The sequence below is a fragment of the Vibrio sp. sp1 genome, from assembly GCF_016920955.1.
Taxonomy (GTDB): Bacteria; Pseudomonadota; Gammaproteobacteria; order Enterobacterales; family Vibrionaceae; genus Vibrio; species Vibrio alginolyticus.
Map to the genome: position 1 here is coordinate 605,140 of NZ_CP060590.1, position 24,873 is coordinate 630,012.

Genomic DNA, 24,873 nt, shown 5'->3' on the forward strand with positions numbered 1-24,873 from the left:
GGAGAAAAAATAGATGGCAAGTCAACCTACTCATGCGGTCTCGGCAGAGCAACTTATGTTGTCAAAAATGCAGGCGATGCAGGCACAAGTGCAGCCGCCAGAGTTTATCGTGAGTGCAAATCCTTTAGATCAACAATCACTAAACGCACCTTTATCGTTCTCACAAGCGATGACAAATGTGTTGGATACAGTGAATCAACATCAATCAGTGGCTAGTCAAAAAATGACGGCCGTAGAAACAGGAAAAAGTGATGACCTAGTTGGTGCAATGGTCGCGAGCCAAAAAGCCAGCTTGTCCTTTAATGCTTTGATGCAAGTGCGCAACAAAGTCGTGACCTCATTTGAAGATATTATGAAGATGCCGGTGTAATTCATGTCAGAACTAACCCCCCAAGTCGCCGGAAACACAGCTATGGCTACCGGCACAGCACAGACATTTTCTACTGCCAACGGCATGGACGATGTGACAACGAAGCTGAAGCAAATCTGGTCTAGCAGTCAGAGAAACTTAGTGCTATCTGCGGTGTTAGCTGCGATTGTTGCAGCGATTATTGTGGTTGCACTATGGAGTTCCTCGCAGAGCTTTCGTCCGCTCTATAGCCAGCAAGAGCGTTTTGATATCGGCGAAATTGTGTCGGTATTAGAAAGCGAAGGCGTAAGCTACCGCATGCAAGAGCAAAATGGACAAGTTCTTGTACCAGAAGGTGAGGTTGCGAAGGTGCGCATGTTGCTTGCATCAAAAGGTGTTAAAGCTAAGCTGCCGACAGGTTTGGATTCGCTCAAGGAAGATAGCTCTCTTGGTACGAGCCAATTTATGGAAACAGCGCGTTATCGTCATGGTTTAGAAGGTGAGTTAGTACGTACTATCATGTCTTTGAACTCAGTAGCGAACGCGCGTGTTCATTTAGCAATACCTCGTCAAACTCTATTCGTCCGCCAAAACAGTGAGAATCCTTCAGCATCTGTCATGCTTGAGCTCAAACCTGGTGAAGACTTAAAGCCCGAACAAGTTGAAGCGATCATTAACCTAGTGGTCGGCAGTGTCACGGCAATGAAGCCAGAATTTGTTTCTGTCATTGACCAGTATGGCCGTCTTCTTAGTGCGGATGTCGCTTCTGCGGAAGCCGGCAAAGTAAACGCGAAATATCTTGAATACCAGAAGAGTGTTGAAAAACAGATCATCCAACGCGCAGCAGATATGCTTACGCCGATTGTGGGGCCGAGTAACTTCCGCGTACAAGTCGCTGCCGATCTGGACTTTAGCCAAGTTGAAGAAACACAAGAAATTTTGGATAACGCGCCGGTTGTGCGTAATGAGCACACCATTCATAACAACTCGGTTGATCAAATTGCGTTGGGTGTTCCTGGTTCTCTAAGTAACCAACCGCCAGTGACAGGATCTGGTGAAGTGGAAACGAACGATAGCCAAAACACGAATGCGCGATCTGAAGTGAATCGTCAATATGCTGTAGGTAGTAGTGTTCGTCGTACTCAATACCAACAAGGCCAAATAGAAAAGCTTAGTGTCTCGGTTCTGTTGAACTCCAAAGCTTCGCCAGATGGTGTGGCGTGGAGTGAAGCCGATAAAGAGCAAATCTCAAACATGATCATGGATGCTGTTGGTATCTCTGCCACACGAGGTGACAGCTTAAGTTTAATGAGTTTCAACTTCACCCCAATTGAAATTGATGCTCCTCCTGCACTGCCGTGGTGGCAAGACCCTACAGTACAGCAGCCAATACGCTACGTTATTGGTGGCTTGTTAGGCTTGGCGATGATCTTCTTCGTACTGCGTCCATTAATCATGCACCTAACTGGCGTTGATAAACCTGTGCCTGAGCTAAATTTTGCTGAGCCTCAGGAAGAGCCTGACTACGAAAACTTGCAAACGCGTGAAGAGCGCGAGCATGAAGAAGTACTTGATCGCCGCCTATCTGAAAAAGGCATCTCAGCCTCTTCAGGTTTAGATGTAAACAGCGACATGCTACCACCAGCAGGTTCGCCATTAGAAATTCAATTGAAACACCTACAGCTTATTGCTAATGAAGAGCCAGAGCGCGTAGCCGAAATACTGAAACAATGGGTAAACATCAATGAACACAGTTCTATCAAAGCAGACGCTTAGTTATGTTGAACAAACCGCGCTCGTGCTATTAGGCATGGGCGAGGATGCCGCAGCGAAGGTTTTGCAACACTTTAGCCGTGATGAAACCCAGCGTGTGACTCGTGCAATGGCGAAGTTAAATGGCATTAAGAGCGATTCTGCTCGTGGTGTTATTCAAACTTTCTTTGAAGATTTCCGTGAGCACAGCGGTATTCGAGGAGCCTCTAAGGAATACCTATCTAATACATTGCGTAAAGCGTTGGGTAACGATTTGGCAAAAGGGTTATTGAATACGTTATATGGCGATGAAATTCGCAACAATATGCAGCGCTTACAGTGGGTGGAAGCAGAAACTCTCGCTCGTTTCATTGTGAACGAGCACCCACAAATGCAAGCAATTTTTCTAGCGTATTTGCCAGCGGACAGCTCTTCAGCGGTATTGAAGCACTTGCCACAAGATTACCATGACGAAATTTTGTTCCGTATTGCTCAATTGCAAGATATCGATCATCAAGTTGCCGTTGATTTGCATGAACTCGTTGAGCGTTGCATCGAAAAAGTATCCGCGAGTCAAAGCACGCCGTTATCAGGTGTTAAGCAAGCAGCAGATATCATTAACCGCTTTGAAGGTGACCGTGGTTCATTGATGGAAATGCTGAAGTTGCATGATGAAGATGTTGTTAATGCAATCGAAGAAAACATGTTCGACTTTATGGTTCTTGGCCGACAACGCGAAGAAACCATGGACATGTTGGTGCAGCAGATTCCGCTAGAGTTGTGGGCAGTCGCGCTAAAAGGTTCCGATATTACCTTACAACAAGCTATTAAGCGTTCAATGCCGCAACGTATGGTGAAAGCGCTAGAAGATGACATGGACGCACGCGGCGCTGTTGCGTTAAGTCGAGTTCAAAAAGCACGTCAAGACATCATGCAAATGGTACGTGAGCTGGATGAATCTGGTGAAGTTCAGCTGCTTCTCTATGAAGAGCCAACGGTGGAGTAAGGTCATGCTAGAGACAAAATCAAGTACTATGCGATTGCCTCCGAGCGGGTATCGTTTACACCGTTTTCCGCCTTTAGCGCAACCTAAGACTATCGAAGACGAATTCGGGCTAGATAACCAAGGCTGGCAAGAACCTCAAATAGATATCCAACAGCAACTTGAAGAAGGTTTTCAACAAGGTTTGCAACAAGGACATGAGGAAGGCTTACGCCAAGGTATCGAACAGGGCAAGCAACAAGGTCTGTTGGAAGGCCAAAAAGAAGGTTTCCAAAAAGGCTTTGTTTCCGGTGAGCAGTCTGGAAAGCAAGGCTTTTTGGAGGCGGCGAAGCCTGTCAATGAACTTTTTCACGCCCTTTCTCGTTGGCAAGATGAAAAAGAACAGCAACAACGCCATATGATTTGTGAACTGGTACAAAAGGTAGCTCAGCAAGTGATTCGTGCCGAGCTCACTTTAATGCCTCAGCAGATCCTAGCTTTGGTGGACGAGACATTATCTGCCATGCCTGGTAAAGCGGAAACAGTAACTGTGCATTTAAATCCGCAAGATTTAGAGCGCATTACTCACATCAATGCTGATTTGCCGCAATCTTGGAAACTGGTCCCTAATACGGAGCTTCCTATTGGTGGCTGTCAGTTAGTGACTGATGACGCAGAAGCGGATGCGAGCTGCGACTCTCGTTTGGAAGCCTGTATGGACAATGTAAAGCAACACCTTTTGGATGAAGTCAGTATTCCACAGGTAGAGTCTGAGCATGAGTAATACCCTAAGCCATGAACTATTAAGTGAGCGTTTGAGCGAAGCCTTGGCTTCGCTCGATTCAATCCCTGTTGCTCGCGTAACAGGGCGATTGATAAAAGTAAACGGCTTAATGTTACAAGCCGTAGGGTGTCGGTTTAAGCTTGAGCAGCGTTGTCTCGTAGAAACCGCGGAAGGCGATATGATCGAAGCGCAAGTTGTGGGCTTTGAACACACTATTGCTTACCTCATGCCTATCCGCCGTTTAGGCGGTCTGTTTGCAGGTGCAAAAGTCATCCCTCTTGATGGTGACAGTACCGTGCAGCTAAGCTCTCAGTGGTTAGGACGCGTACTGAATGGTTTAGGTGAGCCGTTAGATGACGGGGCACCGCTTAAGGGGGGTGATCGAGTTTCACTTGAACCAAAACCGATTAACCCACTGAAGCGACGCCCAGTTGATACGCCACTCAACGTAGGCGTGCGAGCGATTAATGGACTATTGACGGTAGGCAAAGGCCAACGTATTGGTTTGATGGCTGGCAGTGGCGTCGGTAAAAGTGTGTTAATGGGGATGATCACCAAAAACACGGAGGCCGATGTAATTGTGGTCGGGCTTATCGGTGAGCGAGGCAGAGAAGTACGTGAGTTTATCGAGAGAAACTTAACCCCAGAAGCGCGCAAGAAAGCGATCATTATCGCGGCTCCTGCTGATGAATCCCCGCTAATGAGGTTAAGAGCGACACTACTTTGTCATCGCGTTTCAGAGTATTTCCGAGACCAAGGCAAAGACGTTCTACTTCTTATGGACTCTCTAACCCGATACGCCATGGCACAGCGCGAAATCGCTCTTTCGCTCGGTGAGCCTCCAGCTTCTCGTGGTTATCCGCCCTCAGTCTTCAGCGTGTTACCTCAACTCCTAGAGCGAGCGGGTAACAGTGAAAATCAACATGGTAGCTTAACGGCAATTTATACCGTATTGGCAGAAGGGGACGACCAACAAGATCCTGTCGTGGATTCCGCGCGCGCCATCTTAGATGGGCATGTCGTTTTATCGCGTCAACTGGCTGAGCAAGGGCATTATCCCGCGATAGATATCAACGCGTCTATTAGCCGTTGTATGAATACTTGTACGCAGGACGCACACAGCACGATTGCGAATAACTTCCGTCAAATGTACTCCAACTACCTTCAGGTTAAAGAGTTACTGCCATTAGGGGGTTATCAACCAGGACAAGATCCTGAGTTAGATCAATCTGTTGCTATGTATCCAAATTTGCGTGCATATCTACAACAAGCTGCCAACGAGTCTGTAGATTACCCAACCAGTTTGACCGAGCTCGCGCAGCTTTTTCAAAGTGCTTAATCAAATGGGAGTGACAAGGCTGAAATGAAATCCAAGTTAAAAGCCGTAGGCAAGTTACAGCAAATGGAAGAAAAACAGCGTGACCGTGTGGGTCAACAACTTGATGCCATGCGTCAGCGTCACTCCCATCTTTCAATGCAATTGGAACAGTTGTCGGCGTTGAAAGGCCACGCTGGACAATCAACCCGAACCGGCCCGACGCTGACGAGCGCGGCTTTGATGAACTTTAATCGTGTTGACCAAATGCTACAAAGAATGCTTCGTCACCACGAGCAAGAGCAAGCCGTTATGCAAGCGGAATGTGCATCTGTACAGAAAACGCTAGAACACAAGCACGCACGCGTTCAAGGGTTAGAAAAAGTGCTTGAACGTTGGCGTACTAAGCAGAACTATGAAAAAGCGAAAAAAGAGCAAAAGATGATTGAAGACATCATTAACTCTCGCGTTAAGCGCAAGATATTATGATGTCTTGTTGACGCTACTAGGAGCGCGAATAATTTCTGCGGTGTCTTAGCCAACCAAACCAGCCTCCAAGCATGATCAACCCTGATCCGAGAGCACCGCCGCCACTGCTGCCGTTGTTACCAAAGCCAGATGTGTTGGTATCGACAGGCTCAAAGCCAGAGTCCCCTTCGCTATGATAATCTTCCGAACTTGCTAAGAGGGCGTTATAACTGGTTTTTACACCTGAGCTGGTTTGGGTCTCAATCCATGTTGCATAGTTCAAAATCTCGGTAAACACACTTGGAATCGCAGCGGATTCGCAAACTGAAGAACCGTAGCTCACAATGCCAATTTGCTGATACATGCCATTATTGTCTTGATAGGTGAGAGGACCGCCTGAGTCACCACGACAGATGCCAGTGTAGCTTCGTTCAGGAAATCCATTCGCACATAAACTTTCCTGAGCGTTAAACCCTGTTACCAACGAAGCGCATTGGGTGTCGGTAAGGGGTTTTACTTCTGCCCAGCGTAAATAGTTAGGGGGGCTTTCATCATTGGTTGAGGTCTGACCTAAACCGAATATCTGATAAACTGACTTGCTGCTGTAGTCTCCAAAGTCTTGCGGTAAAGTGATGGATTGGACGTTATCGGTGATAGGTCTAGTCAATTCAAGGACAGCGATGTCATTAATCCATAAATCGCTAGGCACATAATCAGGATGAATCGTGATAGAGCGAACATCTTTGAATTCTTCAACAAACACGTCATTCATCGTAGGGTTTTTGACTAGCACTCGTAGGTCGTTGATTGTCCAGCCGTCAGTAAAAACGCTTGGTTCTACGCAGTGAGCCGCAGTTAAAATGAAGCGGTCGTTTACAATGGTTCCCCCACAAATATTGGCAAACTGATTCGCGCCAGTTTTATGTAGAATAAGACGTGCAAAAAAAGGAAGTTGGTTTTGGGTAGCCTGCTGACCCCCAATAATTGCCGTGGAGATCCCTTGTTCTGAAAGGCGGTTATCATTTTCTACTTCAGCGGTCGTACTCAAAGATACTGCAAAACAGAGTGCGCTTAGCCATATTTGATACTGCTTCATAAACCATCCTTGGATGAAAAGTGCTCTTCTAACTTTATACTAGTTTTTCAGTGAATGTGCTTAACAAAAGTTTCTAATAGTTGAATGATTGTTGTAGCCAAGATCGCAACAGATGAAACGATTCAAGCTTTAGCTTGTGTGGCGGGCATACAAAGTAAAGCTGTTGATGAGGATTAATGACGGGTTCACCCAGCTCGATTAGCTGACCATATTTGATGTCATCCTTCACAAACAAGCGATGAGTGACCAATAACCCCAAACGACGAGTTGTGGCCTGGACGGCTTGTATCGACATGTTAAAAGTGATTGGTTTTTTATTTTTAGGTCGCTGGATACCCGTCGCGTCCAGCCACACGTTCCAGTCATTTTTTCTTCGTTCGTTAGTAACTTCAATGATGGGATACTGCTTTAAGAGTTGAGTGATGTTTGAGTCCTTGGTCTTCGCTATCAATTCAGGACTGCACACCAAAACCAGTTCATCTTCACTAAGCTTTTCGCAGTAGTAATCCTGCCATTCTTCGGGATTTCCATGCACCAAGGCCGCGTCGATACCTTCTTGTTCTAAATTGAATCTGCCAGACAGGTTTGATAAACGAACGTCTAATTGAGGAGCAAACCCTTGTAAATCTGACATTCGAGGAATCCACCAGTGAAGAGCCAATGAATTCACCATATTGAGCGTAACACGCTGCAAGTTCTGATCTTGGATGAGTGCTTCCGTTGCATCGACAATTTGCTCTAAAGCGGGTGCCACCTTCCTGTAATACTTTTTACCGTCCGCGTTGAGTTGAACTTGTCTGCCTATGCGATCAAATAGAGGCTTGTTGACTTGACTCTCCAGCGATTTAATTGCCTGACTTACGGCTGAGTGGCTCACACTTAATATCTGTGCTGCTTCTGTCATGCTGCCAGACTCAGCTACTGCAACAAATGCGTAGATGGACTTTAAGGGGACTAGTTTCCGCATAATTTAAAAACCGTAGCTGGTGATAGATAAGTTAAACTGTAAGTTTTTCTTACATCAATGGTTAATATTACTCGCTATTTACGATAAGTGATGTCTTTTAAAATGCTCCATATATTAAGGAGTATTGAATGAATGCTGTAAATAAATCTATCCTTTTCATGTTGATGTCTACGTTAAGCTTATCTGTTACTGGACTGTTAGCAAAGCAGTTGTCAGGCGAACTTTCCGTCACACTATTTAGCTTCTTACGTTTTTTGGTGCCTGCGCTTATCTTGCTTATCTTACTTCGTGTGAAAAACCTTACCTTTCCTAAAGCGGGCACGCTAAAGCCTATTTTATTGCGTGCTCTTTGTATCGGTTTGTCACAACTTTGCTTTATCGCGTCATTACAAACGTTAACGCTCGTTGAGGGGGTCGTTTTGTTTGCTACTGGCCCATTATTTATTCCCTTGGTTGAAAAGCTGTTCATGAGGGGGCGCATTCGTGTTTCAACATTGGCGGCTTTAGCAATGGCGTTCACTGGTGTGGTTATGTTGGCGGGCGGTGGAAGTGAGATCACATGGCGAGCGGATTTATTGCTCGGCTTGGCTGGTGGACTCTTCAATTCTGGTTCTCAGCTTACGTTATATAAAGTGAGTAAAACAAATATGTCGCCGCTAGAAATCAACTTTTGGGCGTTTGGTTTTGCTGCCGTATTTCTGTTGCCGCTAACTTTGTTTAACGACTTCGACGTGTTACTTAATATGAGTGTTATGGCGCCTGAGATTTCTTCAAATACGCTGTGGATCGGTATGATGTCTCTGATGATCATTAACACCCAAGTTTTTCGCTCCAAAGCATATAAACTGGCAAGCAGTGGCTCTCAACTTGCACCACTCATTTTTACTAACTTATTGTTCACTGCGGTTTGGCAGAGCCTGTTTTTTGAAGACCGAATGAGTCAAAGTCAAATTGTTGGGATGAGTTTAATAGTGCTCGCAATCATACTGAACACATGTTGGGTTCGTTTTACGGCGCATCGCAGTGGTGGTTTACAAGCGAGAACTTCTTAGTCTGTCGGAAAATGAAGGGGGCAGGTAGATAAATTGGTCGTGTGGTTTGATTTTTCCTGAGTATGGGCTAGCGTCAAGAAAGGTTCAGGGAGAGAAATCATGCTTACGCTAAATTATTACGTCGAAATTTCGGCGACACCGCAACGAGTGTGGGAAGTGCTAACCGATGTTGAGTTGTATAAACGTTGGGCACAAGCCTTTTCACCGCAGTCTCAATTTGAAGGAGCTTGGGAAGAAGGAGGTGGCATCACTTTTTTTGATCCAGATATGGGCGGGACAAGGGCGATCATAGATACGGTGCTACCCCTTCAAAAGCTTGAATTTCATCATGTTGCCATTTTTAATCCGGATAATCGTCAACAACTCGATGCTGACCTAGCATCTAGGTGGATCGGATCGCGAGAGATCTACCAGATCGATACCAACAACGATCGTTTACTACTCAATGTTACCATTCATACTCACAATGACTTTGTTTCCATGTTTAATCACGGATGGGAAAAAGCTTTACCCTTGATAAAAGCCATTAGTGAAGAGCAAGCTTAGGGTTCTTGCTTATCTTGGGCTGACGATGCGTTACCTGAAGGTATACAATAGCACGCAAGATAGCGCACCTAAGAGAGTGGATGATGGAATTTAAAGTTGATACCCATACACATACGTACGCCAGTGGTCACGCGTACAGTACCTTGATTGAAAATGCAAAGTTGGCAAAAGAGAACGGGCTGGATATGTTCTGCACGACCGATCACGCAGAATCAATGCCGGGTGCGCCTCATTACTGGTTCTTCTCTAACCAGAAAATTCTGCCTCGTTTTCTTGAAGGCGTTGCGATTATTCGCGGCGTTGAATCTAACATTATGAATACCGAAGGCGACATTGATATTCCACTGAGTGTGGACCGCAACTTAGATTGGGTGATCGCGAGTTTTCATGAACCCGTTTTTCGTCCAGCAAACAAGCAAACTCACACGGAAGCACTTGTTAATGTCATTCAGAGTGGTCGTATTGATGCGCTCGGTCATCTTGGTAATCCAAATTTCGACTTTGATTTTCAGACCGTTTTAGCGTGCGCGAAAGAGCACAATGTCGCGATTGAAATTAATAACACCACGCTGAAAGGCAACAGCCGAGTAGGCAGCGTAGACCGTTGCCACGAGATTGCACAAATCGGGAAAGATCTCGGTGTTTTCTTCACCACGGGCAGTGACGCGCACTTCTGTCACGATGTTGGTAATCTGGAGTTGGTTGGAGAGTTAATGGACAAAGTGGGTATTGATAGCAAGAAAGTGATTACTCACACCGCTCAGCAGTTTTTGTCTTTCTTAGCTTTGAGAGGCCGTAAACCAATTGCAGAATATGACAGCATTCTCAACGCATAAACTTGATTACATTTAAGGTATGCACCCGACGCCAGATTGCTTTACACTGCGACCCGGAAATACTCAACTAAGCTAGTTTTTCGCCTTTTATGGCGTAGGTTATTTGGGTGAATAAAGCCGACACAGAATTCGGCACTATAAATGGAGAAGTGAAAAATGTTACGTCCTTTAGTCCTAGGGTGTGCTATTGCGTTTGGCTCAACATACGCAATGGCAGAAGCGGTTGATTTAAAACAAAACATGAAACAGATGAAGATGGAATTCAAACAGGCGGCAGAAGCATCTGATGTCGAAACCATGAAATCTGCGATTGATAGCTTGCAAGCGATTGTTGAACAATCTAAGCGTGGTAATTACCCACCAGAGAAGTTTGATACTTACTTAGAAGGCTTTAACAAGCTGACGGTAACGCTAGATAAGATTGAAGCGGATCTTGATGCGGGCAAGCTACAAGAAGCAAAAGACCAACTGCGTGAAATCGATAGCCTTCGTGAAGAGTACCACGACAAGCGCAATCCAAGCATTTGGAGCAAGTTGTTCGGCTAATTATCTACTGAGCGGAGCATTTGCTCGTGGCAGTGGATTACGCGTTATCTCTAAGTAATGAATGAACACATTATCAGCCTGCCATTTCGGCGGGCTTTTTTGCGCCTGTCAATCGATGCATTCAAGAAAACCTGTGAGGTAGCAACCACTTATTGATACTGTTTTTTGAGCTATCACTCAAAATTGGTTACGCTGTGTGAAATTTGTTAAGTCACCGTTATGCGTAGATTAATTCCCTTTTACCGCTCGATGTTATTTGCTAGTGCTCTCAGTTGGGTGCTAGTGACGCTGATGCCTGTTATCAATGCTCATGGTAACAGCATGGGCGTGTGGGCGACGCTATGTACGCTTAACGGTTTTGAGTTGGTTCAAATAGAAGAGGGCGACAATTCGGTCAGCCACAAAGGCAAGCCTTGTCCGTTTAGCCACTTCTCGACTTTTCATCACGATACACTTCCAACGACACCGATACTTTCAAGACAGAGCTTGGTGACTTCTGACAGCTACGCTTATTTGGCTCTAAGTGTGCGATTTGAAACACCAGTTCCTAGAGCGCCGCCAGTTTCTCTTTTCTCATAACGAAAACAATAACAAGTAAAGTCACATAACACTGCCACTTCGAGCAGTGGTACTCCCAAATCTAAGTCAAATAACGCCGCATACGAATGTGTATGTGCAGGATGCGTTTGGCTGAATTTGGGTGTTCAACAATGAAAAAAGGAAAATACACATGTTGAGAAACTCGGCAAAGCCTCAACTCAAGGAAGCCTCACGCGCAAAATCCATCTACTTTATGACGTGGCGATGGCACTTTTACGCAGGTTTGTTCGTCATTCCATTTATGCTCATGCTTTCCCTAACGGGGTTGGTGATGTTGTTTGATGATGAAATCGAACTGGCTCGATACGAAGCGACATTACAAGTTTCACCACAAGAGCACATGATTCCTGTCTCTGCACAATTGGAAACCGTAAAGCAGGCGTATCCCGATTTTAATGTCGCTCAATTTGTACCTGCTAAAACGGCCGATATCGCCAACCGATTCTCGATTCAAAACCAAGAAGGCAGCTCGCTGATTGTTGCAGTAAATCCTTACACAGGAGACGTACAAGGCACCATTAATCGTGGTGATAGCATCTATGAACTGATGAATAGTATTCACGGTACGCTGCTCATTGGCGACCTAGGCGACCGTTTAATTGAAATCGCCGCAAGTCTGGGGATTTTGCTGTTGGTATCTGGTTTGTACCTTTGGTTACCTAGAGACAACGCAAGTCGCGCCGGCTTTTTGAAAATTCGCCTTAACAATGGCCCTCGAATTTTGATGCGTGACCTGCATGCGAATTTAGGTGGCGTGCTGTCGATTGTACTGTTGTTCTTTTTGATTTCAGGATTGTCGTGGGCAGGGATCTGGGGTGCGAAAATGGTACAAGCTTGGAATACCTTCCCAACCTATTACACATGGGGTGAGAAACCGGAATCCACACTGACACACAAAGATCTTAACCATGGTGCTTCAGAAGAGATGCCATGGAACTTAGAGCTTGCTGCTGTGCCTGAATCGAAAGATAAGCCCGCTCATGATTATGCCAACATGAAGGAAGAGATGGCATACGCAGGCAGCCATGATGCGCTCTCCATTGATGATATCATCCTCAAGGCTGAAATGTTGGGCTTCACTGGTTATAAGTTGTTTTTGCCGCGCTCTGAGACGGGCGTTTACACCGTTGCAGCTAACTCTATGGGCGGCGACATTTCCGACCCAAGACAAGATCGCACCAGCCACTTTGACCAATATTCCGGTCGCTTGTTGGTGGATGTAACGTGGCAAGATTACAGCCTATTTGCCAAGTTCATGGCGGCAGGTGTGTCATTGCATCAAGGTGATGTCAGTGTGCTTAACAAAGTGCTCAACGTGGTGTTCTGTTTGGCGTTCATCTTAATCTCAATTACAGGTGTGGTGATGTGGTGGATTCGTAGACCAAGTCGCAGTGCTGCATTGGGCGCGCCACCTAAGTTTCAGCAAGACGGTATTTGGAAGCTTGGCTTAGTAACGTTGGTGATATTGTGCTTGGCGTTCCCGATGGGTGGTTTGGCAATTGTTACGGTTCTCGCACTGGATTGGCTGTTGTTTAACCGCGTCGAGAAGCTGAAAACGGCGTTGAATTAGTAAAGACAAAGAATGGAATAGTAAAAGAGCCAGCGACGTGCTGGCTCTTTTTATTTCTGGTAAATCTCCAGTGGCAAGCCATCTGGATCTTGGAAGAAGGTAAAGGCTTTGCCTGTGAATTCGTCAATACGAATTGGCTCAACTTCAACGTCATTCGATTCTAGGTAGGCTTTCACCTGTTCAACATCATCTACCAAAAACGCGAGATGTCGTAGCCCTTGTGCTTCAGGAAAGCTCGGTCTCTCTGGTGCGCCCGGAAAGCTAAACAGTTCCACTTGGCTGCCGTCAGGTAAAGCGAGGTCAAGCTTGTAGGAGTCTCTGGCTTCACGATAGTTTTCAGCAATGACTTTTAATCCCAACACTTCAGTGTAAAAGCGTTTTGACCTTGGGTAGTCGCTGCAAATGATCGCGACGTGATGAATGGCATTAAACATGGTTAGCCTCTTCAAACATGGCTCGTATCCTCAAGCATGGTTAGTGTCCTCGGAGACTAAATGCTCCTTAACGAAGTCGATAAACACGCGCAGACGAGCAGGCATGTATTTGGTTTGTGCATACTGCATCGCGATAGCGCCGTGGTAGTTACTCTTGATCATCCAATCCGGTAATACCTCCACCACTTCTCCTTGCTCTAACGCGTCTTTGATCACGAAGTCATGGAAGATCCCAATTCCCAAGCCAGACTTAACCCCGTTCAAGCGCATTTGAGAGTGGTTGACGGCGTAGCGTCCACTTACTGCAATCGAATGAAAGGCTTCCTCTTTAAAGAACGACCAGATGTTGTCTTTGTCATTCTCGGCGAGGTAAATACAGTCGTGCTGCTCAAGCTCAGTGGGATGCTCAGGCATACCGCGTTTGGTAAGGTAATCTGGAGAGGCACATAAAACGAGATTGGTCTTGCTGATCTCTTTGAGTACCAGATTCTCATCGGGTTTGTCGGTGAGCTTAAACGCGACATCAATGCCTTGGCGGAACAGATCGATCTCACCATCTGCTGCACGCAGCTTAAGCTGAATATTTGGATAACGTTCTAGGAATGGCAATACAAACGGTTGAAGCACCGAATTAAGAAATGCTTCAGGGGCTGCTACTGTGAGTGCGCCTGTTGGCTCAGCATGATCTTCCGCAGATAGCTCAACGGCTTGCTGCGCGGCATTCACCATTGCGATGCTTTGGTCGTAAACCTTTTGCCCAGCTTGAGTGATGATCAACTTACGAGTCGTGCGCTCAAACAGTTTGACCGAGAGGGCTTGCTCTAATCGTGTGATCAACTTACTTAAAGCCGATGGCGTCACGCCGAGTTGTTTGGCTGCAGCGGTAAAACTGCCTTCGTTTACCACTAAGATAAACGAAGCAAGATCAGGAAGTAGGGCAATGAGTTTTGGATTAACCATAATTGTTCAGTTCTGCGCAGCGGAATAACGATATTGTCTGGTACGGTTTCACGAGGTTCAAGTGTCACCGTCTCGCTTTAACGATATTTTGCCAAAAATGCATTGAGTGCAGGCAAGCCAGATTCACCAGTATGGTATTGCTGCCAACAGTGATAAATGGCCGTTTCATGGTCTGCAATTAACTCGATAGCTTCTCGCTCAGCGATTGAATACTGTTGTGAAGCGTTCACTTCTTCATGCCACTCTCGATACTTGACCTCATAAGGCTCCACCCACTTCAGAAGAGTCGCCACCAACTCTTGCCATGGTAAAACAATCCACTTGGTTGCATCTGCCAAGCCTTTATCTAGCATCTCTTGGTATCGACTTTCGATATCCATGCCATTTGTCAGCAGTACAGGTTTGAGCTTTTCTGCGGTGAGTTCTTCCACTTCAATCAAGGTTTGCCACAGCGTTTGTTGTTCACTTTGGGCGTAATGGCTCAAGTAGTGGTTGAAAAAAGCGATGCCGTAGATTTCGCCATAGTAGGCAGACAGAACGTTATGAATCATGGTGAGAATCGTGATTTAAACAGGGAATATCGCATTGTAGGAGGGGAAAGCGCGACGTGTAAACACCTGATTAAGAGTAAAAAAGTGCTGCTGACAGGATTCGAACAGAACTTGTGAGAATTTTATGAGAATTCGATGAAGTTGCTGATAGATTTGCTCGTCATTCTTAGAGGCAAGAACGCAAAACGTTCGAAACGTAATGCTTAACCTACTCAAGTCACGAACAAAGAAGTAAAGCCGTACAGATGGGCTTGGGTAGTTCAACCCTCATTAAAGGATGGAATCACAATGAAAAAACGTACCCAACTCGGACTCGTCATGACTTCAGTCGCTATGGCATTAGGCTCTGCATCAGTGAATGCGGCGGAATTGGAAATCACCGTGACAAACGCAACTAAAGGCATCTACTTTACGCCGCTTATTGTTGCTGCACATGGCTCTGACCTTCAAATGTTCAGAACAGGTCAAGCAGCGACTCCGGAACTAGAAGCAATGGCAGAAGGCGGTGATATCTCTGGGCTTGCTAGTGTGATTGGTAACGCTGGTGGTGCGGTGGTTGAGAACCCTGCTGGTGGCATTTTGAATCCAGGCGTTGCAACCACCTTCACCTTGGACAGTGGCGACCACGGATATCTTTCTCTAAGCGCAATGTTGCTGCCAACCAATGATGGTTTTGTCGGTCTAGATAGTTGGAAGATTCCAACGGAAGCGGGTACATACCGAGCAACGCTAAGAAGTTACGATGCTGGTACAGAAGCGAACGATGAACTTGCGTCTAGCATGCCAAACCCACCTTTCATTACCTTTGGTACTGGCGGCACAGGCGTTGAAGCAACGGTAACTAACGACAAAGTTCACGTGCATCCGGGTAACCTTGGTGATAGCGACCCAACCGGCGGCATCAGTGACCTAGACAGCAGCAGCCATCGTTGGTTAAACCCAGTTGCAACCATCACAATCGTTGTGAAGTAAGGGGGATGTATGAAATACAGAATCTTACTAGTTGCAGCTTCAGTCGGCTTGCTCGCCGGTTGCCCAAGCGATGATGATAATGACGTAGTGAAATCGTACCGCTACACCGTCAACGTGGCGAACTTGACTGCGAATCAACCAATGTCTCCGCTCGCGGTACTCACTCACAATGGTGACTACCAACTGTTTGAAATTGGACAAGCCGCATCTGTTGAACTTGAGCACCTTGCCGAAGGCGGCAGTAACGCCGAGCTGATTGAATTGATGAACAGCAATGACAGTGTTTACCAAGGTATTTCGGGTAATGGATTGGTGTTGCCTGGCGCATCGGACGAAGTCACCATCACGGTTGACCCTAGTCGTTACGGTTACTTGTCTGTGGCGTCTATGTTCGTGAATACCAACGATGCCTTTGTTGGCGAAACGGGGTTATCGCTCAAATCGCTCGCAGTAGGTGAAAGCTACGAAATGAGCATGAACGTTTGGGATTCGGGCACGGAACTGAACGATGAGCTTGCCGCAACCATTCCGGGTCCAGCAGGTGGCGGTGAGGGCTTCAATGCTGCTCGCAATGACAGCAATGACGTTGTTGCATTCCATGCGGGTGTTGTTAGCCAAGATGATGGATTAGTAAACTCAGCACTTTCTGCGAACCATCGTTTCTTGAACCCAGGTGCGAAAGTCACCATCACTCAAGTCGAGTAACACAGGCTCCGATGACGTCTCCTTTCCAAAGCGCTTGTAGCCGAGCGCTTTATCCCTCACGGCGTCATCGGAACCTTTTTTGAAAGAATTTCTAATTTGTTCCGGTCATGTGCAAAGTGAGGATACTCGAAGGCAAGGAAAGGACCATGGAACAACAGGCAATCAATTTAGTCGCGAACATCTTGTTGGTGGAAGATGACGATGATTTGGCAGAACTGGTTCAGATGCATCTCAAGTTTCAAGGACACCAAGTGTCGCGGGCCACAAATGTCGCCGATGCTAAAGCGCAATATCAGCAACAACCCTTTGATTTATTGATCCTTGACCGAGGTTTACCAGATGGTGATGGCCTAGACATCTGCCATTATTTGCGTCAGCAACAAGATTGGAGTCCAGTGCTCATGTTGACAGCCAGAGACGGTGAAATGGACAAGGTTGACGGTTTAGAAGCGGGCGTTGATGACTACATCACTAAGCCATTTAGCGTATTAGAATTCCAAGCACGAGTGCGAAACGTGCTACGCAGAGTCAGCCAAACCGCAGAAGCAAAGGTGGCAAATGAAGTCCTCGACGATGCGATGGATTTTGGTCCGCTGAGAATCATTCCGGAGTTGCACCGAGTATCCCTAAACGACAAAGACGTCACTCTTACCGCGACAGAGTTTACTTTGCTGCAGTTTCTCGCGACTCGTCCGGGCAGAGTCTACAGTAAAGATGAATTGCTCGATCACGTTTGGAACACCAGTCATTCTGGTTATCACCATACGGTGTGCAGTACCATAAACCGTTTACGCAGCAAGTTGTCGTTGTCTGATTCTGATCATCACTTCATTCAAACCGTGTGGGGTGTTGGATATAAGTTTCAGCCAAGACTCTAATGCAAGAAAGTAAGTCAAAACATCAAGCCAAGACAGTAAGTCGGCAGTTGTTTTCACCGTCATTTTTCAATCATCACGGGTGTTGCAAAAACACCGCTGTTTAAGGAGGCGATAGGATGAGCTTCAAATCTCGCTTGGTAGTATTTACTAGCTTGTGGTTCTGCCTCGCGGCGGTGGTGATTGCACTGACTTACAATTGGCAAAAAGAAACCATTGAGTTACGCACCAAGCAAAGCCTGCATAAAGAGCTAGCCAGCCACATGCGTGATGATAACCCGCTGATGATCGGGACGGATTACAACCCTAAAGCGCTCAAGTCGATTTTTCACACGCTCATGCTGATCGGCCCTGACTTTGAAATCTACTTCCTTGATAGCCAAGGCAATATCACCACCCATGCTGCACCGGAAGGGGCGGAGATCATGGGGAAGGTGGATCTCAATCCCATTAAGCAATTCTTAAATGACCAGCCTTTTCCTATTTTGGGTGAAGACCCACGTAATCGTGGTGAGCACAAAGTCTTTTCTGTCGCGGCGATAGAGGAATTAGGCTCAACGGTTGGTTATCTCTACGTGGTGATTGGCAGTACCCGACATGACGCCATTGCTAATGCTCAAGTCGATACTCCTTATATCGCGCTGGCAGGATTGGTCTTAGTCTCCATTTTAGGCTTTGCTCTTGGGGCTTATGTACTGGTCAAACGTAGCCTATTGAATCCGATTGAGCGTGTGACCAAGCAACTTCAACAGCAAGCTGAACATGATTTCCGCCTGCAACCTGATTTTACTCACCAAGTGCCGGAGCTCGTACCGATTGCGCACTCTTATCAGATGATGGCGAAGCATATTCAGCAGCAATTTTTACAGTTGGAGTATCAATCGTCTCATCGTCGTCAAAGCTTGTTGCAGCTTAGTCATGATTTAAAAACGCCGTTATCGAGCGTGCTGGGCTATTTGGAAACGTGGCGTTTGCAACATCCGAAATCCGATCCTTTAATTGACGTCGCTTTCCGAAATTGTGAGAAGCTCTCAACTCAATTGCATTCTCTATTAGACGCCGCACGCAAAGAAGCTCCAATGCCAAACTACGAGTACCGCCCCGTAGATCTGGGCGCTTTGATGGCAGAATGTGCTGAAACGATGCAGAGCCAGTTTTCTCGTAAAGAAGTGGTATTGAAAGTGGATATCGATAGCGAAATCCAAACCGTGGGTGACAAGGGGCTATTGGAGCGATTGGTATTGAACCTGCTTGAAAATGCATTGCGCCACAGCCCAATCGGTTCAGAAGTGCATTGCCAAGCGCATTTGAGTGAAGATAAGTCGCGTATCCACTTTACCTTCGTCAATCACATCGAGGAAGAAGCGGAGGGCGGTTCTTTGGGGATCGGGACGAAGATTGTCCAATCGATCTTAATGCTTCACCACAGCTACCTTGAGACCAATGCAACATCCTCTCAATATCAACAGAAGTTCACACTTCTCGCAATCTAAAGAGAAGTGTGAGACATAAGTTAATGTTTATTCAATAACACCACATACGACGCGAGCGCCGCCACCACCTAGCTTACTTGGGTGATCGGAGTGATTGTCACCACCTGCATGGATCATTAACGCTCGACCTTTTAAATCTGATAATTTTAGGCGAGGCGCGACAACGGGCTGATTGGCATTGCCGTCCATGTCCACATAGAGTGGAGGCAAGTCGCCTAAATGATTGTCATCGGTCCAAGGATAGCCATGCTTCCCTGTGTTGTTAGGATCATAATGGCCACCTGCTGCGCCGCCTAATACGGTTTTGTCATCCTTTTCTATGCTATCGCAAGATGGATTAGTGTGAACATGGAAACCGTGCACACCTGCTGACAAACCTGATAATTGAGGCGTAAAAACAACGCCATAATCACTTTGTGAAATCTCAATGGTACCCGCACTCTCATTGGTGTTGAGAGCAGTCATTTCTACCGTTTTCGCTAGCACGTTAGGGGCGGCGACAAGAGCGGATGCAACTGAAATGCATAGCAATCCTTTTAACATGGGACCTCCTTCTTTTAGGGTGTACGCTCAAGCACATATTAGTGAAAACCTGTTGTACTTATGTCTGTTGAGCGGTGAGTTTATGTAATAGAGTGATGTGTATCACTTTATGGTCTTAAACTGATATCTCGATCCGAAATCAGCTTTCTTTTATTTAGTCTTAACATGTTGAGATCGTTAAGATATAAAAAGAATAGACGCCAATCTTAAAATAGCCTGAATATTTTTAAATTAACGCAAAGTTAAATTTTTAATGACTTTATAACAAAGCTCATAATTGTTTTATAAAGAATTTGGTGGAATTGTCCGCAATAAAGAATAATCAAATTAACGAATATATTAATGTGAACATTGTTGTTTATAGATTTGTGGTCAAACTGTTGCTTATATCATCAAATAAGATAAAAAATTGGAACTAAAGTCACTTAATGGCAGAGGAAAAAATTAAACTCTGATTGTAATGGGTAATAATGTTTTAGTAACAGATAGTTACGCACTTAAAATTAATAATATGGCTAATTTCCGACAAGGATTGAAAAAGATGAAAGACAAGGAATCTATTCAGACTAATAGCAGCCGCCGTAATTTTCTGAAAGGCGCAACAGGAGCTGTTGTTGCTGGTGTGAGTGCTTCCGCTTTCTCAGGCGTAGCTCAAGCACGAGAACAGAAAATTGATTGGAGCAGCCGCGGGCTAGGTAGAAAACACGATAAGCGCTTCTGGCGTAAAGTGCGAAGACAGTTCGTTTTGGACAAACGAACCACTTACATGAACATTGGTACAACAGGTTCAATGCCAAAACATGTTCTTGAAGATTACGAGCATAACAACAAGCTAGTGGCTAAATATCCTTGGGATATGAAAGGCAAATTTGGCTCTTGGCCTTATGTTTCAGAGATGGTTAAAGACGTCGCACCAGGTTTTGGTGCTAACCCAGAAGAGATCATTCTCAGCCGCAACACTACTGATGGCTTATGCTCGATCATTAATGGCTTACACTTTGAACCAGGTGATGTGATTCTAACGACACACCATGAACATATTGCTGCAACATCACCTATGAACGTAGCGAAACATCGTTTTGGTGTGGATGTGGTAGAAATTCAACTACCAGTATTTACTGGTACCGAAAACGTTTCTGAGCAAGATTACATTCAAGCGTTCCGAGACGCGCTTGATGCGAATCAAAACGTTCGCCTAATTGTTTTCTCTCATATCACATACAAAACAGGAACCGCGCTACCAGCAAAAGCCATTTGTGCTTTAGCAAAAGAGTATGGTGTACCTACTCTTGTTGATGGCGCGCATACGGTCGGTATGTTTGACCTTGATTTCCACGATATGGATTGTGATTTCTATGCAGGATCTGGTCATAAGTGGCAGTGTGGTCCGGGCGCGACAGGTATTCTGTATGTTCGTGATAACGGTAACCGTTTGAATGAGTATTGGAGCGACCGAGAGAACCCGTTATGGTTGATCAACTCCTCACTTTCTCATGCTGATTACCTGGGTAAACAGCTGCAAATGCAATACATTGGTAACGATAACTATCCTGCGAAACAAGCACTAGTTGATAGTTGCAAAATGTGGGATGAGATTGGTCGAGACCGTATCGAAGAGCGAGTTGTAAGCCTTGGTAGTTTATGTAAAACCTTGCTTCAAGAGTACTTACCACAAGCCAAAATGTATTCACCAAACGTGGAAGGCTTAACCAGTGGCTTAACGACGGTTAACCCGTTCTCCGATGTAACTAATGAAGAGATACTGACGGAATTCCGAGATCGTTTACGTGAAGAGTATGGTTACATCATCCGTACGACTAGCTTTAAGCTGCATAAGGATGATGACTTTGATACTTACGCGCTGCGTATCTCTACGCATTTGTTCCATGACGAACAAGATGTGGAAGGGCTCGTAGTGGCGATGACGAATTTGTATTACTCGTCGTTCTAACATCGTTGTTTATCACTCAAGCGCCCATTATTGGGCGCTTTGTGAAAGGTAAGGATATTATTATGTCAGTCATAACATTCAAAAGAACTTTAGCGACGGTGGCGCTCATGGTTACCTCTGTTGCGTCGTCTGCCGCTTGGTCAGACGATTTACAACAAATCCGTGAACGTGGTGTACTGCGTCACATTGGTGTCCCGTACGCTAACTTTGTCTCCTATATTGAACAAGGTGAAGTGGAAACTTTGACTGGCTTGGATGTAGAGATAATAAAAGGTTTTGCCAAGTCGTTAGGTGTTCAGTACCAGTATGTTCCAGCACAGTGGAGCGACGTGGTTGGTAAGTTGACAGGGCAAAATGTGCAATATCACAACAAGCAGGCTGTTGTCGGAGAAAGTGTTCCAATTGAAGGCGATTTGATCGCAAATGGCGTTACTATTCTTGATTGGCGTTCTGAGGTTGTCGATTTTTCACAAGATTATTTTCCTTCAGGTGTATGGTTGGTTTCCAGATCCGACTCTAGTCTGAGCCCGATTAAACCAAGTGGGTCGGTCGATGAAGATGTTAAAAACGTCAAGCAGCTGATCGATGGTCGCGAAGTGTTAGCTTTAGAACATTCTTGCTTGGATCCTAACCTTTATGACTTATATGACACAGGTGCAAAAGTTATATTACCTGATGGGGCGCGTCTCCTTAATGAGATGGTTCCAGCGATAATGAAAAATGACGCGGAAAGCACATTATTAGATGTTGCGGATACGCTAATTGCCCTCGAAAAATGGCCGGGTGAAATAAAAGTCATTGGCCCTATATCTGAAAATCAAAAAATGGCTGTTGCATTCCGTAAAAATTCCCCTGAATTACGCAAAGCATTTGATCGTTATTTAGACTCGATAAAAAAAGACGGATCATACGAAAAACTAGTAAAAAAATACTATCCATCTATTTACTACTTTTATAACGATTACTTTATAGAAGATAAAAAGAAAGTCCGATGAATAAGGCCGTTAAAAAATTTTCCAGTAAAAGATTTATTACAATAAGCGCAATATTAGTTTCAATTTACTTAGCTATGCTTATTACTGTGACTAGCGTAGGTCAAAATAAATTAAAAGAATCTCAATACAGAGAACTAGATTTAAAAGTAAAAAGTTATGCAAGCACACTCGATAATTTATTTACCATAGCGAGTGAAGATGTTGATAATCTAGCTACAGATAAAACAATACAAACATTCTTTGGTAATTTAGCTTCTGGCATGTCAATGGAGTATGGGTTAGGTGCCAGTTTAATTAATTTAAAGCGTCGCTTCGATGAGAAGATAGACAGTAAGCTAATTAATAGCAGCCAAATCTATAAAAAGCTCACGCTGGTCGGCAGTGATGGAGTCACCATTGTCACCACTGGATTTGAAAACCTTGCCGAGCACAAAATGGACATACAAACCTTAATGACTCAACACGGGCATCCCGAAGAGGTTTGTGCGACGCGATACAATGATGACGTTCGCATTCAAGTCATTAAGCAAGTTAAGTTCTCCGGAAAGCCTGTTGCCTTTTTAATTGCCGATCTTAATAAGAATATTGTTATTGACCAACTTACTAACCAAGAACACGAAGATAGTTATAGCCGAATGGTGCTAAAAATAAAAGACGTGGAAATGGTTGTATGGGATACCATAAATAAAACACCTTCTCACAATAAGGATGAGAACTATTTCGTTTCTGAGGCTGTAGACGGAAAAATTTACTTTGAAGTGCCTGTGGATAAACATCACTTCAAATTGATGGCGTGGTTCGAGCCTTTGAGTGAACGAGATATATTTACATCACGGCTCTTTATTATTGGTTTGAGTATTCTGGCCGTTATGATCGTCATTGCTTTATGTTATGCATTCATCACGAACAATAATAGGATTGAATTGAAAATTAAGCTTGAGGAAGAAAAAAAGCGTAAAGATATTCTTTCTCAACAGAATAAAAAATTAACGAACGAAATTGAACGTCGAAAAGCGTCTGAAAAAGAACTCGCCTTCCAAGCTAAATATGACACATTAACTAATTTGCCTAATCGTAGTTATGGTTCCGAGCGATTGGCTTTGGAGTTAATTAGGGCATCGCGTAGTGGGTCTAAAGTTTTGGTGATGTTCATCGACTTAGACCACTTTAAGCAGATTAACGATTCAATGGGACACTTTGTTGGGGATGAAATCCTTAAACTCAGTGCTCAGCGACTGTATCAAGTCGCAAGAAAAACAGACTTATTGGCGAGAATTGGTGGGGATGAGTTTTTACTCGTCATCCCAGACTTGCCTGATAATGATACTGCAAAGCGAGTTGCTTCAAGTGTGCTTTCGGCGTTTAACGATCCGTTTGTTTGGAACAACCATGAATTCTTCTTGAGTAGCAGCGTCGGAATGTCTGTGTTCCCGGATGACGGAGACAACGCTGAGCAGCTCCTTGCATGTGCTGATATGGCAATGTATCGGGCGAAACAAGATGGGCGTGATGGCTTTTGTTTTTATAACCATAATATGAACCAAGATTTGCAACGCTATTTGGATCTGGAAAATCGTCTGAGAAGTGCGATCTCCAATCAGTTATTAGAGCTGTATTATCAGCCAATTATTGAGCTGAGTAGTGGTAAAATCGTAGGGGCAGAAGCGCTAATGCGTTGGAATGATGACAAGTACGGATTTGTAAACCCTGAAGAGTTTATCTCTATTGCAGAGAAAAATGGTTTAATTCATCAAATTGGTGAGTTTGCTATTCAACAAGCGTGTCGACAAGCGGCACAATGGCAAAGTCTGACTCCGTTGTTTGTTTCTGTAAACTTTTCTAGTGTTCAATTTAGGTACTGCGAGCGCTTACTTACGTTTATTAAACACAGCCTTGAGGAGTCTGGTCTTCCGTCAAATAAGTTCGATATTGAAGTGACAGAAAGTCTCCTCTTCAATCACGATTCTGAGCTATTAGACATGCTTAATAACTTACGAGCGTTAGGCACCAAACTTACTATTGATGATTTTGGTACTGGTTATTCTGCGCTGAGTTACTTGCAGAAGTTTCCGTTCGACCGCTTAAAGATTGATCGTAGCTTTATGCAAAATATGTTCGAGAACGACTCAGACCGCGAGCTTGTCAACGTAATCATAGCAATGGCGAAAGCGCTGGATCTTAAGATCGTCGCAGAAGGCATCGAAGAACAGCGTCATGTGGATTACCTGAAAAACCTAAACTGTGAGTTCGGACAAGGTTTCCACTATAGCCGACCATTACCTGCTAAGGACTTTGAAGCACTTTTGGCTAAGCCTACCTGGCTATAATTCCTTTTATAACAACCTCATAGAAAAGCATTAATTGAATTTGTGCCTAGGATTCATTAATGCTTTTCCACCTTAAGGTATAATCCTTCCTCCTTCCTTGAATTACACTACAATTAATTGATGAGTGATAGCCCGTGACGCCCGTCACATAAAGGCTAAGCCTAATTCTAAACGAGTAAATACTCGCCAAAATAACTAGGAAGG

General features: G+C 44.9%; 25 protein-coding genes. 19 read left to right on the plus strand and 6 right to left on the minus strand.

Features of this window, described 5'->3' with window-relative positions; genetic code table 11:
* Positions 1 to 13 precede the first annotated feature (13 nt).
* The 6 genes from fliE to fliJ are packed head-to-tail and all read left to right on the plus strand — an operon-like array spanning position 14 to position 5,671.
* The gene (fliE, locus tag H9L11_RS18230; RefSeq protein WP_005375045.1) at positions 14 to 370 is read left to right on the plus strand and encodes a flagellar hook-basal body complex protein FliE; all 357 of its coding nucleotides are present in this window, start codon (positions 14 to 16) and stop codon (positions 368 to 370) included.
* Between the two features lie 3 nt (positions 371 to 373).
* A complete protein-coding gene (fliF, locus tag H9L11_RS18235) occupies positions 374 to 2,125 on the plus strand; it encodes a flagellar basal-body MS-ring/collar protein FliF (RefSeq protein ID WP_005384024.1) in 1,752 nt (583 codons plus the stop codon).
* Positions 2,094 to 3,107: a flagellar motor switch protein FliG gene (locus tag H9L11_RS18240; protein WP_005375048.1), complete on the plus strand. Its 1,014-nt coding sequence runs from the start codon at positions 2,094 to 2,096 to the stop codon at positions 3,105 to 3,107. The genes fliF and H9L11_RS18240 overlap by 32 nt, the downstream gene beginning before the upstream one ends.
* Before the next feature lie 4 nt (positions 3,108 to 3,111).
* A complete protein-coding gene (fliH, locus tag H9L11_RS18245; RefSeq protein WP_005375050.1) occupies positions 3,112 to 3,867 on the plus strand; it encodes a flagellar assembly protein FliH in 756 nt (251 codons plus the stop codon).
* The gene (fliI, locus tag H9L11_RS18250; RefSeq protein ID WP_005375057.1) at positions 3,860 to 5,206 is read left to right on the plus strand and encodes a flagellar protein export ATPase FliI; all 1,347 of its coding nucleotides are present in this window, start codon (positions 3,860 to 3,862) and stop codon (positions 5,204 to 5,206) included. The genes fliH and fliI overlap by 8 nt, the downstream gene beginning before the upstream one ends.
* A 24-nt stretch (positions 5,207 to 5,230) precedes the next feature.
* Entirely contained in the window at positions 5,231 to 5,671 is a 441-nt protein-coding gene (fliJ, locus tag H9L11_RS18255) for a flagellar export protein FliJ (RefSeq protein ID WP_005384016.1), read from the plus strand.
* Positions 5,672 to 5,687: 16 nt separating this feature from the next.
* Here the strand turns inward: fliJ and H9L11_RS18260 are convergent, their stop codons facing one another.
* On the minus strand, positions 5,688 to 6,746 hold the full coding sequence (locus tag H9L11_RS18260; RefSeq protein WP_025768593.1) for a serine protease: 1,059 nt from the start codon (positions 6,744 to 6,746) through the stop codon (positions 5,688 to 5,690).
* A gap of 73 nt (positions 6,747 to 6,819) precedes the next feature.
* Complete coding sequence (locus H9L11_RS18265) at positions 6,820 to 7,713, minus strand: LysR substrate-binding domain-containing protein (protein WP_033906699.1); 894 nt, start codon at positions 7,711 to 7,713, stop codon at positions 6,820 to 6,822.
* 128 nt (positions 7,714 to 7,841) lie between these two features.
* Between H9L11_RS18265 and H9L11_RS18270 the strand changes: the two genes are divergently transcribed.
* The 6 genes from H9L11_RS18270 (at position 7,842) to H9L11_RS18295 (ending at position 12,863) form a co-directional block, all read left to right on the plus strand.
* Positions 7,842 to 8,765: a DMT family transporter gene (locus H9L11_RS18270; RefSeq protein WP_025768592.1), complete on the plus strand. Its 924-nt coding sequence runs from the start codon at positions 7,842 to 7,844 to the stop codon at positions 8,763 to 8,765.
* A 99-nt stretch (positions 8,766 to 8,864) separates the two neighbouring features.
* Positions 8,865 to 9,311, plus strand: coding sequence for an SRPBCC domain-containing protein (locus H9L11_RS18275; protein ID WP_005375065.1), 447 nt, complete (start codon positions 8,865 to 8,867; stop codon positions 9,309 to 9,311).
* 83 nt (positions 9,312 to 9,394) lie between these two features.
* On the plus strand, positions 9,395 to 10,147 hold the full coding sequence (locus H9L11_RS18280; protein ID WP_033906857.1) for a phosphatase: 753 nt from the start codon (positions 9,395 to 9,397) through the stop codon (positions 10,145 to 10,147).
* Between the two features lie 156 nt (positions 10,148 to 10,303).
* Positions 10,304 to 10,693 (plus strand): cytochrome b562, encoded by a 390-nt coding sequence (locus H9L11_RS18285; RefSeq protein ID WP_005375067.1) that lies wholly within the window; start codon positions 10,304 to 10,306, stop codon positions 10,691 to 10,693.
* Between the two features lie 219 nt (positions 10,694 to 10,912).
* On the plus strand, positions 10,913 to 11,272 hold the full coding sequence (locus H9L11_RS18290; protein ID WP_080276971.1) for a hypothetical protein: 360 nt from the start codon (positions 10,913 to 10,915) through the stop codon (positions 11,270 to 11,272).
* Between the two features lie 151 nt (positions 11,273 to 11,423).
* The gene (locus H9L11_RS18295; RefSeq protein ID WP_205391357.1) at positions 11,424 to 12,863 is read left to right on the plus strand and encodes a PepSY domain-containing protein; all 1,440 of its coding nucleotides are present in this window, start codon (positions 11,424 to 11,426) and stop codon (positions 12,861 to 12,863) included.
* A 50-nt stretch (positions 12,864 to 12,913) separates the two neighbouring features.
* Here H9L11_RS18295 and H9L11_RS18300 read toward each other — a convergent pair whose 3' ends face one another.
* From H9L11_RS18300 to H9L11_RS18310, 3 genes are all read right to left on the minus strand, one after another.
* Positions 12,914 to 13,297, minus strand: a complete 384-nt coding sequence (locus H9L11_RS18300; RefSeq protein WP_009704980.1) for a VOC family protein — start codon at positions 13,295 to 13,297, stop codon at positions 12,914 to 12,916.
* A gap of 30 nt (positions 13,298 to 13,327) precedes the next feature.
* Positions 13,328 to 14,257, minus strand: coding sequence for a LysR family transcriptional regulator (locus H9L11_RS18305; RefSeq protein WP_104980165.1), 930 nt, complete (start codon positions 14,255 to 14,257; stop codon positions 13,328 to 13,330).
* 77 nt (positions 14,258 to 14,334) lie between these two features.
* A complete protein-coding gene (locus tag H9L11_RS18310) occupies positions 14,335 to 14,808 on the minus strand; it encodes a hypothetical protein (protein WP_158173230.1) in 474 nt (157 codons plus the stop codon).
* A 288-nt stretch (positions 14,809 to 15,096) separates the two neighbouring features.
* Here H9L11_RS18310 and H9L11_RS18315 point away from each other — a divergent pair, with 288 nt between their 5' ends.
* From H9L11_RS18315 to H9L11_RS18330, 4 genes are all read left to right on the plus strand, one after another.
* Positions 15,097 to 15,780, plus strand: a complete 684-nt coding sequence (locus H9L11_RS18315; RefSeq protein WP_005384002.1) for a spondin domain-containing protein — start codon at positions 15,097 to 15,099, stop codon at positions 15,778 to 15,780.
* 9 nt (positions 15,781 to 15,789) lie between these two features.
* Complete coding sequence (locus tag H9L11_RS18320; protein WP_205391358.1) at positions 15,790 to 16,485, plus strand: spondin domain-containing protein; 696 nt, start codon at positions 15,790 to 15,792, stop codon at positions 16,483 to 16,485.
* A gap of 146 nt (positions 16,486 to 16,631) precedes the next feature.
* Positions 16,632 to 17,363 (plus strand): response regulator transcription factor, encoded by a 732-nt coding sequence (locus H9L11_RS18325; RefSeq protein ID WP_192947989.1) that lies wholly within the window; start codon positions 16,632 to 16,634, stop codon positions 17,361 to 17,363.
* Between the two features lie 116 nt (positions 17,364 to 17,479).
* Positions 17,480 to 18,853, plus strand: a complete 1,374-nt coding sequence (locus H9L11_RS18330) for a HAMP domain-containing sensor histidine kinase (protein ID WP_205391359.1) — start codon at positions 17,480 to 17,482, stop codon at positions 18,851 to 18,853.
* Between the two features lie 27 nt (positions 18,854 to 18,880).
* Here the strand turns inward: H9L11_RS18330 and H9L11_RS18335 are convergent, their stop codons facing one another.
* The gene (locus H9L11_RS18335; protein WP_104976434.1) at positions 18,881 to 19,396 is read right to left on the minus strand and encodes a superoxide dismutase family protein; all 516 of its coding nucleotides are present in this window, start codon (positions 19,394 to 19,396) and stop codon (positions 18,881 to 18,883) included.
* A 541-nt stretch (positions 19,397 to 19,937) separates the two neighbouring features.
* Here H9L11_RS18335 and H9L11_RS18340 point away from each other — a divergent pair.
* The 3 genes from H9L11_RS18340 to H9L11_RS18350 all read left to right on the plus strand — a co-directional run bounded on the left by H9L11_RS18340 (position 19,938) and on the right by H9L11_RS18350 (position 24,669).
* Entirely contained in the window at positions 19,938 to 21,347 is a 1,410-nt protein-coding gene (locus H9L11_RS18340; protein ID WP_005375092.1) for an aminotransferase class V-fold PLP-dependent enzyme, read from the plus strand.
* Positions 21,348 to 21,409: 62 nt separating this feature from the next.
* Positions 21,410 to 22,342 carry a transporter substrate-binding domain-containing protein gene (locus H9L11_RS18345; RefSeq protein ID WP_005375093.1) on the plus strand — a complete coding sequence of 311 codons (933 nt, stop codon included), beginning with the start codon at positions 21,410 to 21,412 and terminating at the stop codon, positions 22,340 to 22,342.
* On the plus strand, positions 22,339 to 24,669 hold the full coding sequence (locus tag H9L11_RS18350) for an EAL domain-containing protein (protein WP_205391360.1): 2,331 nt from the start codon (positions 22,339 to 22,341) through the stop codon (positions 24,667 to 24,669). Before H9L11_RS18345 ends, H9L11_RS18350 begins: the two co-directional genes overlap by 4 nt.
* Positions 24,670 to 24,873 lie beyond the last annotated feature (204 nt).